Source organism: Psychrobacter sp. Arc29 (assembly GCF_041431175.1).
GTDB lineage: Bacteria > Pseudomonadota > Gammaproteobacteria > Pseudomonadales > Moraxellaceae > Psychrobacter.
The window spans coordinates 28,844-45,793 of the sequence record NZ_JASMRR010000009.1 but is presented as its reverse complement, the minus strand read 5'-3'; the positions used below and the strand labels follow the sequence as shown (position 1 = coordinate 45,793).

At 42.1% G+C, this 16,950-nt stretch carries 11 protein-coding genes and 1 pseudogene; 9 read left to right on the top strand and 3 right to left on the bottom strand.

Features of this window, described 5'->3' with window-relative positions; genetic code table 11:
- Positions 1-158: 158 nt before the first annotated feature.
- The gene (locus QO189_RS11960) at positions 159-1,415 is read right to left on the bottom strand and encodes an efflux RND transporter periplasmic adaptor subunit (protein WP_371532881.1); all 1,257 of its coding nucleotides are present in this window, start codon (positions 1,413-1,415) and stop codon (positions 159-161) included.
- Positions 1,416-2,094: 679 nt separating this feature from the next.
- Here QO189_RS11960 and pilG point away from each other — a divergent pair.
- The 9 genes and pseudogenes from pilG to QO189_RS11915 all read left to right on the top strand — a co-directional run bounded on the left by pilG (position 2,095) and on the right by QO189_RS11915 (position 15,297).
- Positions 2,095-2,472 (top strand): twitching motility response regulator PilG, encoded by a 378-nt coding sequence (gene pilG / locus QO189_RS11955; RefSeq protein WP_057761576.1) that lies wholly within the window; start codon positions 2,095-2,097, stop codon positions 2,470-2,472.
- 182 nt (positions 2,473-2,654) lie between these two features.
- On the top strand, positions 2,655-3,017 hold the full coding sequence (locus QO189_RS11950; protein ID WP_201597892.1) for a PleD family two-component system response regulator: 363 nt from the start codon (positions 2,655-2,657) through the stop codon (positions 3,015-3,017).
- A gap of 3 nt (positions 3,018-3,020) precedes the next feature.
- Positions 3,021-3,551: a chemotaxis protein CheW gene (locus tag QO189_RS11945; RefSeq protein WP_371532879.1), complete on the top strand. Its 531-nt coding sequence runs from the start codon at positions 3,021-3,023 to the stop codon at positions 3,549-3,551.
- A gap of 303 nt (positions 3,552-3,854) precedes the next feature.
- Positions 3,855-5,141, top strand: a pseudogene (locus QO189_RS11940) (methyl-accepting chemotaxis protein); the annotation flags it as partial.
- A 109-nt stretch (positions 5,142-5,250) separates the two neighbouring features.
- Positions 5,251-6,189: a protein-glutamate O-methyltransferase CheR gene (locus tag QO189_RS11935; protein ID WP_371532878.1), complete on the top strand. Its 939-nt coding sequence runs from the start codon at positions 5,251-5,253 to the stop codon at positions 6,187-6,189.
- Positions 6,190-6,219: 30 nt separating this feature from the next.
- A complete protein-coding gene (locus tag QO189_RS11930) occupies positions 6,220-13,128 on the top strand; it encodes an Hpt domain-containing protein (RefSeq protein WP_371532877.1) in 6,909 nt (2,302 codons plus the stop codon).
- Entirely contained in the window at positions 13,118-14,119 is a 1,002-nt protein-coding gene (locus QO189_RS11925; RefSeq protein WP_371532876.1) for a chemotaxis protein CheB, read from the top strand. The genes QO189_RS11930 and QO189_RS11925 overlap by 11 nt, the downstream gene beginning before the upstream one ends.
- Positions 14,120-14,136: 17 nt before the next feature.
- On the top strand, positions 14,137-14,634 hold the full coding sequence (locus QO189_RS11920; protein WP_371532875.1) for a hypothetical protein: 498 nt from the start codon (positions 14,137-14,139) through the stop codon (positions 14,632-14,634).
- Between the two features lie 141 nt (positions 14,635-14,775).
- A complete protein-coding gene (locus tag QO189_RS11915) occupies positions 14,776-15,297 on the top strand; it encodes a cytochrome b (RefSeq protein WP_371532874.1) in 522 nt (173 codons plus the stop codon).
- Positions 15,298-15,440: 143 nt separating this feature from the next.
- On the opposite strand, the gene minE is transcribed toward QO189_RS11915, so the two are convergent.
- Together minE and minD are read right to left on the bottom strand one after the other, a co-directional pair.
- Positions 15,441-15,731 carry a cell division topological specificity factor MinE gene (gene minE / locus QO189_RS11910; RefSeq protein WP_201597908.1) on the bottom strand — a complete coding sequence of 97 codons (291 nt, stop codon included), beginning with the start codon at positions 15,729-15,731 and terminating at the stop codon, positions 15,441-15,443.
- A 2-nt stretch (positions 15,732-15,733) separates the two neighbouring features.
- On the bottom strand, positions 15,734-16,546 hold the full coding sequence (minD, locus tag QO189_RS11905) for a septum site-determining protein MinD (protein ID WP_058025481.1): 813 nt from the start codon (positions 16,544-16,546) through the stop codon (positions 15,734-15,736).
- Positions 16,547-16,950 lie beyond the last annotated feature (404 nt).

The window sequence follows — 16,950 nt, the reverse complement described above, 5'->3', positions numbered from 1 at the left end:
CTGAACTATCATGATGATAAAAATACGTAGTGATAAAAATAGTCCTAAATACTCGGATAGTGCTATATATAATACGACTATATTGCCTAATGATGCTGTTACAAAACAAGATAGGCTTTGTTAATGTTTCTACCAAATGTAACTGTCAGCATGAATTGCTATGACACGATGACTTTTTTGCCTTCAGAATCAATAGGTAAATCAGCCAAGCAAATTAAACTATCGTTACTCACACCAGCAATCAAATATTGTTGCGTGGTCGGATCATACTCAACAACCTCAATAGGTTGGCGTGTCAAACGCTGGTCTTGACCAATAATCCAGACATTGGCTGTTAAGGGTTTAAGCGGCATATATGGCGGTTTTTGTAACTCCGTTAAGTCAACATCATGCAAGGCGCGCTTAGGCACGATAGTACCTACGTCTATTTGTCCATAATTGACTCGCCCCGTTACTTTCATTTCTGGTTTTAGTTTGTCACGGCTGGCTTCATTGTCAATGACGTTAACATACACCAACAGTTTTTTTGGCTGGCTGGTAGGCACAAGCTTACTGACCTGACCTGTAAACTTGTCAGTGATACCTTCGGTCGTAAAATTGACAGTCTGACCAACTGAAAGCTGAGGCTCTGCTTGAATGGGAAGTGTCGCCGCAAAGTGCAATTTGGTCTCGTCACTAAGTTCTAATAGGGGAGTGCGCGCCGCCATTTTTTCACCAGTGGTAGCATATAGGTTTTCTACACGACCTGAAAAGCTAGCAGTTATCGTAACCAAATTGTATTGTGGATTCGGTTTTTTATTATCAGCTTTTACACCATTACTATCGGCGTTGTCACTATTATCTGTCACAGGGTTTGCTGCTAACGCCTCTTCTTTATCATTGCTAGTATTATTTACATTAGTACCATTATCAACAGATAAAGCCTTAGTAGAGCTAGAGTCAGAATTGTCGTCAATACTTGGTGTATTTTCTGGTTTCTTATTATTAGTAGTGCTTGTCAATATCTCTTCTTTAGAAGAGTTGCCTTCTGCAAATGTGTCTGATTTTACGGTAGGATCGCTCACCGCCGCCAAACGCCTGACAACTAGTAAAGGCGTACCTTTTTCTACCCATTGACCTTCGCTAACGAATGTTTTTTCTATATTGACTGGATGTACTGCAACAAATTTGGTTTGTTTGATAGGCTCGATGCTACCTTGCAGCCCTAGACTTGGCTGATAACGTGAAGACTTGATACTCAGTATATGTTCTGGCGTCATCGTGACACTATCACTGGTAATGACAACGGGGGAGTCTGCCGTTGCCGTGTTTTCAGGAGCGACTGATCCATTCTCAGGTGGTGAGGGCTGACAAGCAGCAAGCAATAAAACGCTGAGCAAGTAAAGGCTTTTTTTGGAATGTTTAAAGGCTGTCATAGCAGTCACCGTTATAGTCGTCGCTTCATTATATAGTGAATAGATACGCGGTGGAACAATTGCGCCATACTTACTAATCTTAAGTAGCGTAAGCGTTTGTCGCAAGAAAATAGACGAGGTTGCCGACTTATTAAATAAGAACAGCGGTTTATGATACTCACTAGTTAGAACATTAATTTGCTAATGACTGGAAAAGCATCAATAACTGTGCTAAAACAAACATAACGAAATACTGTGATACATTTTTATCACAAAAGAAAATTATTCAGCAATGTGGTTATTGATTCTATATAATGCAGGAATATCATAAAGTTGGTTGCCTCGTTGTTTGAATGACGTTGTCACTGACAGTAAGTAAGTTCAAAATTTTTTGAGTGTTTTAAGAGATAATACGACTTTGCTTGATGGTTATAGAAGTAAAATATTGAGCCTAAAAAGCTAAGAATCGCACTCAATTTTATGAGCTTATTACGAGCAAAGTGCGTATAGTAACTCATGTTGACGCTGTGTTTGATGGGCAGACACTGATAAAAGGTATTCACTGTCATAAAATGTCTAATAAAATCTCAGTCTTTTGTATTGGTCTAATATTGACTGATATCATGACTCAAGATGGCCGTTAGAGCTTTATATAGACAGAGAGCGTTACGAATAAATAGTCGTTCATAGGATAATGATAATGGAAAATAATTTTGAAGGTTTAAAAGTAATGGTGATTGATGATTCAAAAACCATTCGCCGTACCGCAGAAACCTTGCTACAAAAAGCGGGTTGTGAAGTCGTAACCGCCATAGATGGCTTCGATGCCTTAGCAAAAATTGTTGATAACAACCCAGATATTATTTTTGTCGACATCATGATGCCGCGCTTAGATGGCTATCAGACTTGTGCACTCATAAAAAATAACCCCGATTATGCTAATAAACCCGTGATTATGTTGTCATCTAAAGATGGCTTATTTGATAAAGCCCGTGGCCGCATCGTCGGATCTGATGAGTATTTGACCAAACCATTTAGTAAAGATGAGCTCTTTGATGCGATTAACCAGTACCGTTAATCAGCTCTATAGACTCAAATATAGTGATTGCTAAGATTAAAAATAATGACTCACTATTTAAGTGACTAGCATACCAAGTGACTAGCATAAAAATAAATCACGAATAAGTTGTTGGGCATCATTTTTAATCTTTTTATCAACAATATATCATCATAGATATTTTAGAAATAAAGGAAAATCCTATGACTACCGTTTTAGTCATTGACGACTCGCCATCAGAAATGGCGAAATTTCGCGACATGCTTTCCAAAAATAATTTTCAAGTATTAGAAGCATCAAATGGCGAGCAGGGCTGTCAAATGGCAGCTGATCACCTGCCAGATGTCATCTTAATGGATGTAGTCATGCCAGAAATGAACGGTTTTCAGGCTACGCGAAAAATCACTCGTGGTAAAACCACCGCTCATATACCTGTCATTATGATTAGTACCAAAAATCAAGAAACCGATAGAGTGTGGGGCAAGCGTCAAGGTGCCAAAGAGTATATGAATAAACCAGTCGATGAAAATGGATTGGTCAATATGATTCGCAAAGTGATGGAGTAACTTGTGGCCTCTAGAGGATTTATTGAGCTTCTGCGTCTAGCAGACTTGGCACGTGCGCGCAAAAGTGGTCGCCGCGGTGGTCAAGAGTTTGATTGGCAAGGGGTGGTATTTGAGATTGGTGGGCAGCGCTTAGTTGCCCCTATGGGTCAGGTATCAGAGGTATTATCCATGCCAGAATATACTAGCTTACCTCTAGTAAAGCCTTGGATGCTAGGTATTGCCAATATTCGCGGACGATTACTACCTCTGACGGATTTGTCACACTTTTTACAAGTGCCGAGTCGCTTGTCACAGCTAAGCCAGCGCAAAGTTATTGTAATCGATCATGACAATAACTTTTCAGGGCTACTGGTCGATCAAGTGCTTGGTATCGAACAGTTCACTCAGGAACAATATCGCCCAGAAGCGATTGATTCCAATTCACCATTTGCACCTTATAACCATGGTAAGTTTTTGAAAGACGAGCAAGAGTGGTACGTTTTCATGCCAAGCTTGCTGGCACAGGATCTGCAGTATTCAGATGCTGCGATATAGTAATCGATAATAGAAGATCTATTTATTCGGTAACGACAGATTGATAGCGACTGACACGATACAGTGGGATGTCAGTATTTATACAGGCTTTGCTAATCATTGTTTTGATAACAATAAGATTGTCAAAGTCAGTCACGATAAGACTTTGACGATTGTTTGAAAGGAATACGCAAGATGAGTGATGTTAAAAGAAAACCTGTAGCTGGCGTGGGCCAAACAGCAGTAGATGGCAAAAGCTCTGATAGTACATGGAAATTGTTGTTAGGATTTTTTGTGCTATTAAGTTTGGCTTGTCTGATTTGGCTGATCAACTCCCTATCAACGGTAAGTCAATACTTTGATAGCTTTGATCAATCGGTTGTTTTACCGGCGGCGATATTTGCAGTCGGAGCCGTGGGTATTATGTTTGCCTCATATCAGTTGCTCAAGCAACGTGGTGGATCGGAGCGTTTACTGATTGAAAAAGAAACGTTACGCCGCCGTCAAGAAGCAGAAGCAGAGTCTGAACGAGCTCGTCAAATTCAAGAAGAAAACGAACGTAACCAGATCGCTATTCTACGCCTACTTGATGAGTTGGGTGATTTGGCAGAAGGTGATTTGACGGTCAATGCTACCGTATCAGAAGACTTTACAGGGGCAATTGCTGACTCAGTAAACTTCGCAATTGACCAATTACGTCAATTGGTCTTGGTTATTAACAGTACCGCTGACCGAGTTGCACAGTCTTCAGATCAAACGCAGATGAACGCTGTTGAGCTTGCTGAAGCTTCTGAACATCAAGCGCAAGAAATTGCTGGCGTATCAGCCGCTATTAATGAGATGACCGTGTCAATTGACCAAGTTTCGAACAATGCGTCAGAGTCTGCGACGGTTGCTCAGCGTTCAGTTGCCATTGCCTATAATGGGGCAGAAGTTGTACAGCGTTCGATTGAAGGTATGAACGTTATTCGTGATCAGATTCAAGAGACGTCTAAACGTATCAAACGCCTTGGTGAGTCTTCGCAAGAGATTGGTGATATCGTTGGCTTGATTAACGACATTGCAGACCAAACCAACGTTTTGGCATTAAACGCCGCCATTCAGGCATCGATGGCAGGTGAGGCTGGTCGAGGCTTTGCGGTTGTTGCTGATGAGGTTCAGCGTCTGGCTGAGCGTTCAGCGAATGCGACCAAGCAGATTGAAACCTTGGTAAAAACCATTCAGGCGGATACTAACGAGGCTGTTATGTCGATGGAATCGACGACATCTGAAGTAGTACGTGGTGCTCGTTTGGCAAAAGATGCTGGTGAAGCACTAGAAGAAGTACAGAGCGTTTCTAACACGTTGGCTGATTTGATTCAGAACATCTCAAATGCTGCATTACAGCAGGCTGAATCTGCTGGTCATATTTCTCATACTATGAATATCATTCAAGATATTACTTCACAAACCTCATCTGGTACGCTTGCCACAGCACGTTCTATTGGTGAGTTGAGTGAAATGGCTGCCGCACTACAAGAATCTGTTACCGGCTTTAAAGTATCGAACGATGATGAATTGTTAGATGATGAAATGATTCACTCTGAACGAACCTTATCAGAAATTGTCTAACCTTTTAGCTTGAATGTTAAAGCGGTATTGATACGTCTTTTTGTATGAGGTTTTAATTAAAATGCTGTACAGGTACTGATGCCGTGCAGCAGTGATAATAGCAGGTGACGTGAACAATCATATACAAGCAAAAAAGGCTATATCTAATACATTTGAACCTGTATGGGGTGATGAGATGATACAGGGCGATAGCGCTAATTTGCAGCAGTGGCAGCGATACATAGAACAAGAGATTGGCTTTATATTGCCAAATATGCAGCTGCAGTGGTTGACCAATGCCATTGATCATACAGCAACGTTAAATGGACTTACTACTCAGCAGCTCTGGCATCAGTTGCCTAAAGATAATGAGATTCGCCAGCAGTTGTTGGATAAGGTGCTGATTCATGAGAGTCGTTTTTTTCGCCACAGACCTTCTATAGCCTTTGTCACAAAATATGCAGCAAATTATCAACGAGCAAATAAAACGGATACGCCGTTTCGCATTTGGAGCGTTGGTTGTGCAAGTGGGCAAGAGACTTGGTCGCTGGCTATGAGTCTGACAGCAGCGCAGTTGTCCAATCATGTGATATTGGGAACAGATGTGAGCGAGCAGGCGATTACAAACGCGCGGTTAGGACAATACGATAAACGGCAGCAGTCATTGATTCCTCAAAATTGTCAGCAGTTTGTTCACCCTTTGATCACCAAGAATGCAGGCAATGAGCTGAGTATGGCTGATGCTTCTAGTAAAGTAGAAAAGTCTATCAATACTCACGTTGATTGGCAAATAGCGCCAGCTTTACGACCTTATGTTAGCTTTGCTTTGCACAATGTTATTGAACAAAAACCACCCACGTCGCATCTCCAAAATGTGATTATCTGCCAAAATATGTTGCTGTATTTTCGTAAATTTAATCAGCGTGATATTTTGGCACGGCTATCAGAGCAGTGTGCGGTAGAGGGATATATTATATTGGCTCCAGGTGAGGCGTTGTTTTGGCGTCCTTCGAATATGCGCCGTATTGCGCACCCACAAGTGAATGTGTGGCAAAAAATTAGTGCCTAAATTAGTGCCTAGACGAGTTAGGATAAACCTATGAAAAAGCAGCCCAATGACATAGTGACGCTTGAGTGGTTGTCGCCACTGCTCAATCAGCAATTATCACAGATATCTGATGGCTGGCAATCAGGTGCTGACATCGACAGTTATCAACAGATGACATCGCACTACCATCAGATTAGCGGCGCGCTGACGATGATTCGCTTGCCTCTACTAGCAGATATTGCCAATAAGTTGAGCCTTATGGCGAGCTTGGGGGAGAGTGATGATCTGTCTACTAGAGACTGTCAAATAGGCAAGTTTTCTCATAAGTTGTTGCAACATGCGCTCAACCAATATGCGCGTGTAGGCAAATACAACCGTGCTCTAATAAATAAAGCGACTAATGAGCTTGCCCAGATACTATCGCAACGAGGTGTGGAAGCAGGCGCGTTTATAGATGCTACTGATACCCAGCACGATCATCGAAATAACGATGATATTCAAGAAGATATTGTTCATGAAGATATTGTCAATAGCATTCAGATCGCAGTACCCACGAGTAATGTCACGACCAATTTGGAAGATCAGCACTATCAGCAGATGTTACTGGTGTGGCGACAGCAAGTACAAAAATTGCTGGTTGCCAATAGTAATCAGGCACCTGTTCTACAGGTTTTAGAAAAAGTTAGTCAATATCTATGGCAGACCACTCAAGACGATGAGTTACAGCGCCTATGGTATTTGACTCAGTTGTGGCTAAGTGATCTTGCTCATAATGAAGCGCCGTTACCTGAATATTATGCGCCACTATTAGGTCAGCTTGATCGCATCATAGACTCTGCTACTCAATCAGCCCAGTTATCTTCGAGCCTTGTCAAAAGCTTAATCACCAGTGTCTATGTCCAGCTCAGCTATTTAGAGAATAGTAGTGAGCGAACTCAATCTATCCTTAATGACATATCACAGCATGGGCCTGCGACCTCACGTTTTTTAACGCGATTACTCAGTGAGATTGAGACCTTTATCTTTAATCTAGATAAGCCAGACACGCTAGTAAATCCTCTACGACATATAAAGAGCCAGCTTGAGAGTCGAGGTTGGGTACAATATGCGTCGCAAGTTGAATCAATCCTTACAGATTTAGAGCAAGCACGCTTATCAGAGACAGAGTTTACGCAGCAGCAATGGTATATCGAGCGCAAGCTACAAGAGCTATATAGTGCTATTTATGATACCGAACAAGCAATATCACTCAAAATTGGCGCTGCTGCTTCTTTTGCTACTATACCTGAAGCGTTCGATATCAGTGATGTAAAGGGTGTAGATAGACATGAGTCAGTTTCTACTAACAGTGACTTACGTGAGCTACGTATTGCCGTTGAAGAAATCAAGGAAAGCTTTAACGAGTATATACAACGTCAAGATATCCAGTCTTTACCAGCCATTGCTGACTTTGACAAAATTGCCCATGCTTTTGATGATATGGGACTGCCAGTCATTAGTGAGACGATAGAAAATATAGGTAGTATATTCACGCAACTGCTCACTCACGAGATTGCTGTACTTAGCTGGGATGTGACCCAAGCCTTGGCAGAGAGTCTGACCTCGATTGAATTGTTACTCGACTATCTTGCGCAGCAAGTCTTTGATCAAAACTTACTGACGCAGGCAAATGAGTATGCAGCGAAAGCATCACAGCTTCTTCATGCGTATGTGACATCACCAGAAACGATTAACGAGACATGGCTGACGCAAAAGCCAGTCGCGATGAATGTGCTTCGTTATGATGATAGTGGTGAGATCGCACCTGTGCTCAGTTCAGATGATGAAACGGTGATAGCAGCGCAAGATACCACTGATACGAGTCCTAATGTAGAGAGTGACGCGTTGCTGCGTGCTCGTGAACAAGTTAAGCCTGACAACTTTGAAGTTGATGAAGAGATTCGTGACATTTTTATCGAAGAAGTCACTGAAGTAATCGATGATCTGGAGGATTTTCTGCCTATTTGGCAGCAGGATGCACAAGACTTAACACCATTGACTGAGGTGCGTAGAAGCTTTCATACGCTAAAAGGCTCAGGCCGTATGGTTGGTGCTTTTAGCATCAGTGAGATGGCATGGTCAATAGAAAACCTACTTAACCGTCTGTTGGATAAGACACTCCCTGTAACAGACGATGTCGTACGTCTGGTGATAGAGACGGCGGAACGTTTGCCAGTGCTACTGACAGATTTTGCCGCTCAACAATTACCAAGCTCTGATCCTGCTATTACTATTCTACAAAGTAGTAACCTAATGGCGCAGCAGCCTGTTAATGCTGGTTTAGATACGTTTGAGACTGGAATCACTGAAACATCAGCTGAAGTAGCGTTAGGTATCAATGACTCTGATTCAATGGATGATGTATCGTTAGAAACATTACTTTCGAGCGTTGATGATGCTGCAGGAACAGATTCTGAAAGCAATAATACAAATGCACCAGCATCGCTATCTGGTTTAGAGGTTCCAGCAGTACTTGTCCCGTTTATGCAAGAAACCGAGCAATTAGCAGCCGATGCGAATGATGCAGATCCTGATATTAAAGAGATATTTATAGAAGAGGCCGAGGAAGTACTTGCCGAAATCGTACCTTTATATGAAGGTTGGCAGCTAGCATCGACTGACCTAGACGCCTTAAAAGATATCCGTCGCGGTTTTCATACCCTAAAAGGTTCTGGCCGCATGGTGGGCGCTAACTACACCGCCGAGCTAGCATGGGCGATAGAGAATATGCTTAATCGCGTATTGGATCATAGTGTTGTTGTCTCAAGCGATATGTGTCAGCTGATGTCAGATGTATTGGCCGCTTATCCTGAAATGTTAGTAGCATTTGAAAATAATAGCCAAGATTACCCAGCTTTAGTACCTTTATGGATTGCCTGCGCCAATGCCTATAGTAAGCAACAGGGTGATGCGTTTAGTTACTCTCGATTATATGAGCAAGCAACAAGCCATTCTGAAGATGACGCCGCGCAAGAGTCCGTATTGGAGACTGGTATAGACGAAGCCAATCCTGACTATGATGAGACTAATGAAGCGATAGACATGACGTTACAGACCTTCCATTCTGTCAACGAAAAAATGGCAGAGGCAACCGTCGTTCTAACGCCTCAAAGCGAAGAAGAAAAAGCATTTTGTAAGATATTTATTGATGAAGCAGAAGAGTTACTTCATCACATTGATCAATTTGTCAGCGACAATCAAGATCAGCAGCTTATTGAGATAACGGACGAAATAGTACGTGCATTTCACACATTACGAGCTGCATCTGGCTCCAGTGCTTTGGCTGCTATCAGCGAAGTTAGTGCAACAATAGAGCATAGTTTGGAGCTATTGCAGCAGCAAGATACAGCGATGAGTGCCCAACATCTAGAGGCTTTAGCGCAGTCTGCCAAGCTGATAAATGGTTATTTACGTAGCTACAAACAAAATATTCAGCAGCGTAGTGTCATAGTAGAAGATTCACACAGTCAGCAAGAGCAAGACATAGCGTCATTGCAAGCAATGCTGGCTGAGCAGTATTTCATTAGTGATGCTGATGCGCCCGTTGTTACTGATAGTAAACCAACGATAGAAGAGCTATTAGATAATAATATCGATACGTTATTAGATGCTGAGTGGGAGTTAGAAGAGGCGCTTGGTCATGCTGAAACAGAACACAGTCAAGACTATATCGCGCAGCAAATTGCACAAATCACCTGTTTGATAGATAAAGCTCAAGCATTTCCAAAATTCATTACCGTTCTGAATGAGCTTGGTAATGCCTATAGCTACCTGAGTGATAATATCGATAAAGCGAGAGATAGAGATATCCAATCTATTCTGCTATCAGGTCATGCCCAATTGATTGGTCTATTCGATGCGCTAGCTGGTAGTACGTCATTGAAAATAGACCAGCAGGTAATGAGTGATCTACAAGGTATCTATCAAAATGATAATCTTGACGATAACGACGAAGGCTTTGTAGTTCGAGCTATTTCGGCATCTGAAATCCAATTTGAAACGATTGATACGGATATTGAGCTATTAGAGATTTTCTTAGAAGAGGCTCAAGAGCTTGATAACGCGCTAGATGAAAGTTTCAATAAATGGCGTGACGATATTACTAATATCAACTCGCTAAAAGTATTACAGCGTCATTTGCACACCATTAAAGGTGGCGCACGGATGGCTGGCATTCGTAGTATTGGTGATCTAACTCACGAAGCAGAAAGTGTTTATGAGTCTTTTGTAGAAAATAGACGAGAGCCGACGACACAGTGGCTCGAGATTATGCAAATGGTGCAAGACACGATGTCGCAACAAGTAATGCATATCGTGAATCATAAAAAATCCTTTTTTACCTCAGAGCTTATTGAGCAGCTAAAAGTACTTGAAAAGAAAAAAACTTTACCAGAAACGGTAGAGCTGATCATACCAGCACCGAAAAACTATTTTGAACCAGACGTCCAAAACGTAGTGGAGGATAAAGCTAATATCAGTACTGAGACATCAGAATTGCTCAGCCTAGATACCATGATTAAGCAATCATGGGCTAATGGGTTGCCTGATCCAGACATATTATCGGTGTTCTTAGAAGAGGCAGAAGAGCTTACCAATCGCAATAAATACCTGCACTTATTCTTAAACGACACAAACAACACCACAGCATTACAAGCGCTTCAGCGAGATCTGCATACCATTAAGGGCGGTGCCCGAATGGTGACTGCGTCCGGTATTGCTGATTTGGCTCATGAGATGGAGTCGGTTTATACAGACTTTGTCAGTAACCGTCGTCCGCCTACTCAGAAAGTATTAGAGTTGCTAGTTGCCAGTCATGATTGGCTTGCTGATGCCATATTTATTCTTCAACAAAATGTCAATCCACCAACGCCTGCACTATTGATCGAGGCGTTAGTGCAGTTTGGGAGAAACCCTGATAGTCTCAAACAAGTTCCTAAAGAATCTCTACAGTCTCAGCGCGAAGCAATTTTGATTGCCAAAGAAAATCAAGACTCTCACTATCTTGCAAAAGATATCAGCGAGATGCCATCTATGTTCAGTAACACTAATGAGGAGGACGACAGCACTAGTAGTAATGAAATGATTCGTATCTCAGGTGGTCTGATTGAGCATATGATTAACTTATCTGGTGAGTCAGCGATTAACCGTGCCCGTATTGATATGGGTATTAGTAGCTTGACTAACAGTATTGAAGAGATGGGTACTACGGTACAGCGACTGGCAGATCAGTTACGCCGTATGGAGATTGAGCTTGAAGCTCAGATTTTGTCACAGATAGATGATGAGCTCATTGATAATGAGGATTTCGATCCGTTAGAAATGGATCAGTATTCTTCACTGAATCAATTATCAAAATCATTGACAGAATCTGCCTCGGATTTGGTTGATATTAACCATACCTTATTAGAAAAGACTCGTGATAGTGAAAGCCTATTGTTACAGCTATCGCGGACTCAGACTGAGTTGCAAGATGGGCTGATGAACTCGCGTATGGTGCCATTCACGCGTCTGACACCGCGTCTTGAGCGTATTGTCCGTCAGACGGCTAATGAGTTGAACAAATCCGTTGAGCTAACCATTATTAATGCTGATGATGAGATGGATAGAACCATCTTAGAACGTATTACTTCACCGCTTGAGCATATGCTACGAAATGCTGTCGATCACGGTATCGAAACTACTTCGACGCGCCTCAAAGCAGGCAAAGAACGTAGTGGACATATTACGCTTGAGGTCCATCGAGAAGGTAGCGAGATTGTCATCCAACTATCAGATGATGGTCGTGGTATCGATGTAGAGGCGGTACGCAATAAAGCTATCTCTCAAGGTCTGATTGATGCAAACGATGACAGTCTCTCTGATCTTGATATCATGCAATACATCTTTAATGCTGGGCTGAGTACCAGTAAGCAAGTGACACAGATCTCTGGCCGCGGCGTTGGCATGGACGTTGTAATCAGTGAAATCCGTCAATTAGGTGGTTCCGTCTCGGTTGTTTCAGAGCTTGGCAAAGGCTCTAATTTCACGATGCGTTTGCCATTGACCGTCGCTGTGTCTGACGCTTTGGTCGTGCGCGCAGCAGATCGCTACTACGCCATACCATTGGTACAGATCGAGCGCGTGGTGCGCGTCAACCCAGAAAAGCTATATGATTACTATCAGTCAGACGCTGCCACCCTAAACTTTGAAGATACGGAATATCGTGTACGCTACCTAAATGAGATTCTATCAGGTAATAAACTGAATGAGCTAGTCGTCAATACCAACACCAGTCTGCCGCTGATTATTATTAAAAACCGTACGGGACAAAACATCGCACTACAAGTTGATCAAATTGCAGGATCACGTATTGAAGTGGTTGTTAAACCTCTAGGCCAGCAATTATCGAATATACCAGGTATTTCAGCTGCTACTATCATGGGCGATGGTTCGGTAATGCTCATTTTAGATTTGATTGCGTTAATGCGAAATGCGCAGTTGGTGAAGAACAGTTCGAAATCTGCCAGTGCCAAGCGAGGACGTATAGAATCCAAATCGACGGTGTTAGTAGTCGATGACTCTGTGACCGTGCGTAAAGTGACCTCTCGTTTCTTGGAGCGCCAAGGGTTCAATGTGGCGGTTGCAAAAGATGGTATCGATGCCCTTGAGATATTACAGGACACGACGCCAGATATGATCTTGCTAGATATTGAGATGCCGCGTATGGATGGCTTCGAGGTGGCGACTCAGGTCAGATTCAATAGTCGATTGCAGCATATCCCAATTATTATGATTACCTCACGTACTGGCGAAAAGCATCGTGAGCGTGCTCTAGAGATTGGGGTAAATGACTATATGGGTAAGCCATTCCAAGAAAAAGAGTTGCTTGAAAAAATCCAAAGACTACTTGGTGAAGAGGTCAGCCTAACTAATGAAGGATAATGCACGTGTTTTAGCACTGCGACAAAAAAATAATAATGAGATTAAAGTGCTGGTGGTGGCAGAAGATCATCGCCAGCGTGTGGCTTTTTCGGACACCGTACGTAGTTGCGGTTTCACGCTTGTCGGCTGTGTGTCATGGGCTCAGTGGCAAGAAAAAAGTGAGCTGTCTAATGTAGATATCGATATTTGGCTCATAGACAGTGATTACGACGATAGTGTTGCAACCGCAACGACAGCTTCTAAATCTGCTGCTGTCTTAGTGGGTTTTAGTCAGGCACCCTATCTTAACGAAGCACAGCAATATGCCAAATGGCAGCGTAAGTTAAAACGTAAACTGGCGAAACTGCTGGCGTTACCAACTTTACTGGATACAGATGCCCATAAAAATGATGATGCTGAAAGAAGTTGGCAATATGTCGTATTTCTGGGTGCGTCTATGGGTGGGCCCAGTGCGGTAAAAGAGTTTTTAGATAATGTGCCAGCGACACTGCCAGTGTGCATTTTATTGGCGCATCACTTCAATCAGACTATGATTGGTACATTACCAAGGATACTCAATCGCCATAATGATTGGCGCTGTGAGGTTATCGCGTCTTCGCAGCGTTTGCGAGCAGGGCAATGTCTCATAGCACCGATCGACAAGCAGATTGTCTGTGATTCGGCAGGTCGGGTGATACTGTTGGAGCAGGCGTGGAGCGGTGAATATAAGCCTGCTATTGGTCAGCTTCTTAAAAATACCAGCGATGTTTATGGTAGCGATCTAATCAATATTATATTTTCGGGCATGGGTAATGATGGCTCTCAGTATTTGGATATGGTTCAAGACAACAACAGCCAGTTGTGGGCGCAAGACCCTAGTCTGAGTGCATGTCCGAGTCAACCTCAGGCTATCATTGATTCAGGGTATTGTGGTTTCGTTGGTAGTCCGACAGATTTGGCAAAAAAACTGACTGATTATATTGGTGAAAGGGCAGCAAGCCATTCACACTAACTGATTGTGAGCGACGTATGAAACAAATTTTGAAACACTCATTTGAAGCGGTAAGTTTACTGACCACGAATAATGGTATGCTTGATGTGACTATCGTGCCAGCATCTAACCAACCTGATTGGATCATTCCGAGCAGTTTGATTTTGAGTGTCGAGGATTATCAAGAGCGTATATCTACGTATCAGTGGCAAGAGCAAAATCTTGCCATCTTTCACTTGTTACCGCAAGATAGAACACCAGAGAAAGTCATCGTACTAGAGGGCAATACCACAGAGCATCGATTTGCTTTGCAAACGGCAGGTGAGCTGCGCCAATTACAAGCCCGTATTTCTGACGTCAAAGATACAGAGCTTCCTGAGCAGTTTGCGGATAATAGTGTTGATAAAACAGAAGGGCAGTCCGACGAAAACGTTGTGCTATCTTATCTGTATCAAACCGTTATGATTGACGACAATGTTTATTTGGTGCCAGACTTAGACAAAATTGCGCATCATTTGGTTAATTTAGATAACTAGATTCTCGTCTAAGTTTCAGTTATGCTTCACCTCATAGGTAGTATCCGAGCAATGCTGATTACTTTTTGTTATTGAATGAGTTGCTGTCCTATATATAATATCAATTATAAATAACGCTTAATAAAAACTATAGAGCCGCTCATGAATAATTCTAATGTATCAAAATGGTCGCTCAGCAGTCGTATATTTCATTGGATCAGTGCAGTTTTATTGTTGATCACATGGGTAATGATATTGCTGTATGAAAATCTCGATAGCAATCTATATATCGGATTTCACAAAGCGTTTGGGATAAGCTTGTTGTTTTGGATGATTGCGCGAGTTATCAACCGCGTCTTTACCAAAGCGCCACCATCAATACCAATGCCAAAATGGCAATCGATGGTCTCTAAGTTGTCGCATTTTGCTCTCTATGCCATTCTAATCGCCATGCCGCTTGCTGGTTTATTGATGACGGTATATGGTGGTCGTCCTGTCGATATCTTTGGTTTATTCCAAATACCCGTGTTTGTGACTCCTGATAGGAGTTTGGCACGCTTTTATAATGATTTACATACCGATATTATTTGGCCGATGATTATTGGCTTTACAGCGCTCCATATTGGTGCTGCCTTGTATCATCAGTTTATCAAAAAAGACAATTTAATATCACGTATGAAATGATCTGCCATTGATCAATGTTCGGACGATGTATACATCACGCCGTACCAATAAACTTAAAGATGCAAAAAAGCCCTAAGTACATTACTTAGGGCTTTTTAAGTGATAAATGAAAGTGCTTGCTGTCTAAAGGTCTGATTACAAATTTACTTTTTGTGTTCAGGTAAATTGATGTTCATCTCTAATACATCCAAGCTATCTTCCGAGCGATGATTGATATTGACATCATCAATCTGCACGCCATTCACATATTTGTTGACCACTTCTAAGATTTCACGTTTCATTTTTTCGATACGATCAACCGTTAGGCGGTTATTTAGACGATTTTCGCTAGCTACGATAACCTTGAGACGTTCGGTAGCTAGATTGGCACTGCCTGCGCTACTGCTATCGTCAGTACCGAATAGGCTACTCCAAAATCCTTTTTTCTTAGTCATCATTAACCCCCAAACCAGCGCTGTAGTAAACTCTTTTTCTTCACATCAATATGACGTAGTGGACGCTCTTCGCCTAAGAAACGGGCGACGATATCATCATAACATTGACCAGCAACAGAGTCGGTATAATGAATAACAGGCTCACCGTGGTTCGATGCTTCGAGCACAGAATGGCTCTCAGGCACAACGCCGAGCAATGGTACTTTTAGAATATCATTAGAGATAGTATCGATGTCCATCATCTCGTTCGCAGCAGCACGTTCTGCATTGTAACGAGTGATGACCAAGTGCTCACGTACAGAGCCTAGGTTTTCTTCAACCTTTTTCGTTTGGCTTTGCAAGATGCCGATGATGCGATCCGAGTCACGTACTGAAGAGATCTCAGGGTTGGTAACAATGATGGCTTCGTCAGCGTGATACATGGCCAACTGTGCACCGCGCTCGATACCAGCAGGTGAGTCACAAATGATATAGTCAAACTGTTTAGACAGCTCAGTCATGACCTCTGCGACACCTTCGTCTGTCAGTGCGTCTTTATCACGCGTCTGACTAGCAGGAAGGATATACAGGTTTTCAAGCTGTTTGTCTTTGACAAGTGCTTGCGACAAGCGTGCGCTACCGGTAATGACATCAACGAAATCATAAACAATTCGGTTTTCACAACCCATGATCAAGTCTAGATTACGTAGACCTACATCAAAATCAATTACAACCGTTTTATAGCCACGCAATGCTAAACCAGCGGCAAAAGAGGCACTTGTCGTGGTTTTGCCCACACCGCCTTTACCTGAAGTGATTACAACTATCTTCGCCACAATGGCACACTCCTATGAATCAATGGGATATCTTTTATATAAATAGCACAATTGCATGGTATTTATCTACTAATTATATATGTACTATCTGCGAAGCTAGCCTAGCATAAATATACAAGGATTTATAGCAAGTCTATATTAAAGCAGAAAAACAACTGAGATATGAGCTACAAAGGGCTTTTTCTTATAAATTTTACAGTTAACAGCGATAATTTTTAGCCGCCTGATAGCTATTTAAATATACGGCAAATAACGTCAAAACCAACACTTAATAATAGCTCAATTGTAACGATTAATTTGATATATCTTGTTTTATTTATCTGACACAGCAGCTTATATAATTAAGGCTTACCTTACCCAGTTTACTTTACTAGACAATCACCTAACCGTTTATTATTTTTAAC

Coding starts and splice junctions, on each gene's coding strand:
- QO189_RS11950 (WP_201597892.1), top strand. CDS start 2,655: ATGACTACCGTTTTAGTCATTGACGACTCGCCATCAGAAATGGCGAAA.
- QO189_RS11960 (WP_371532881.1), bottom strand. CDS start 1,415: ATGACAGCCTTTAAACATTCCAAAAAAAGCCTTTACTTGCTCAGCGTT.
- QO189_RS11920 (WP_371532875.1), top strand. CDS start 14,137: ATGAAACAAATTTTGAAACACTCATTTGAAGCGGTAAGTTTACTGACC.
- QO189_RS11925 (WP_371532876.1), top strand. CDS start 13,118: ATGAAGGATAATGCACGTGTTTTAGCACTGCGACAAAAAAATAATAAT.
- QO189_RS11930 (WP_371532877.1), top strand. CDS start 6,220: ATGAAAAAGCAGCCCAATGACATAGTGACGCTTGAGTGGTTGTCGCCA.
- minE (WP_201597908.1), bottom strand. CDS start 15,731: ATGACTAAGAAAAAAGGATTTTGGAGTAGCCTATTCGGTACTGACGAT.
- pilG (WP_057761576.1), top strand. CDS start 2,095: ATGGAAAATAATTTTGAAGGTTTAAAAGTAATGGTGATTGATGATTCA.
- QO189_RS11915 (WP_371532874.1), top strand. CDS start 14,776: ATGAATAATTCTAATGTATCAAAATGGTCGCTCAGCAGTCGTATATTT.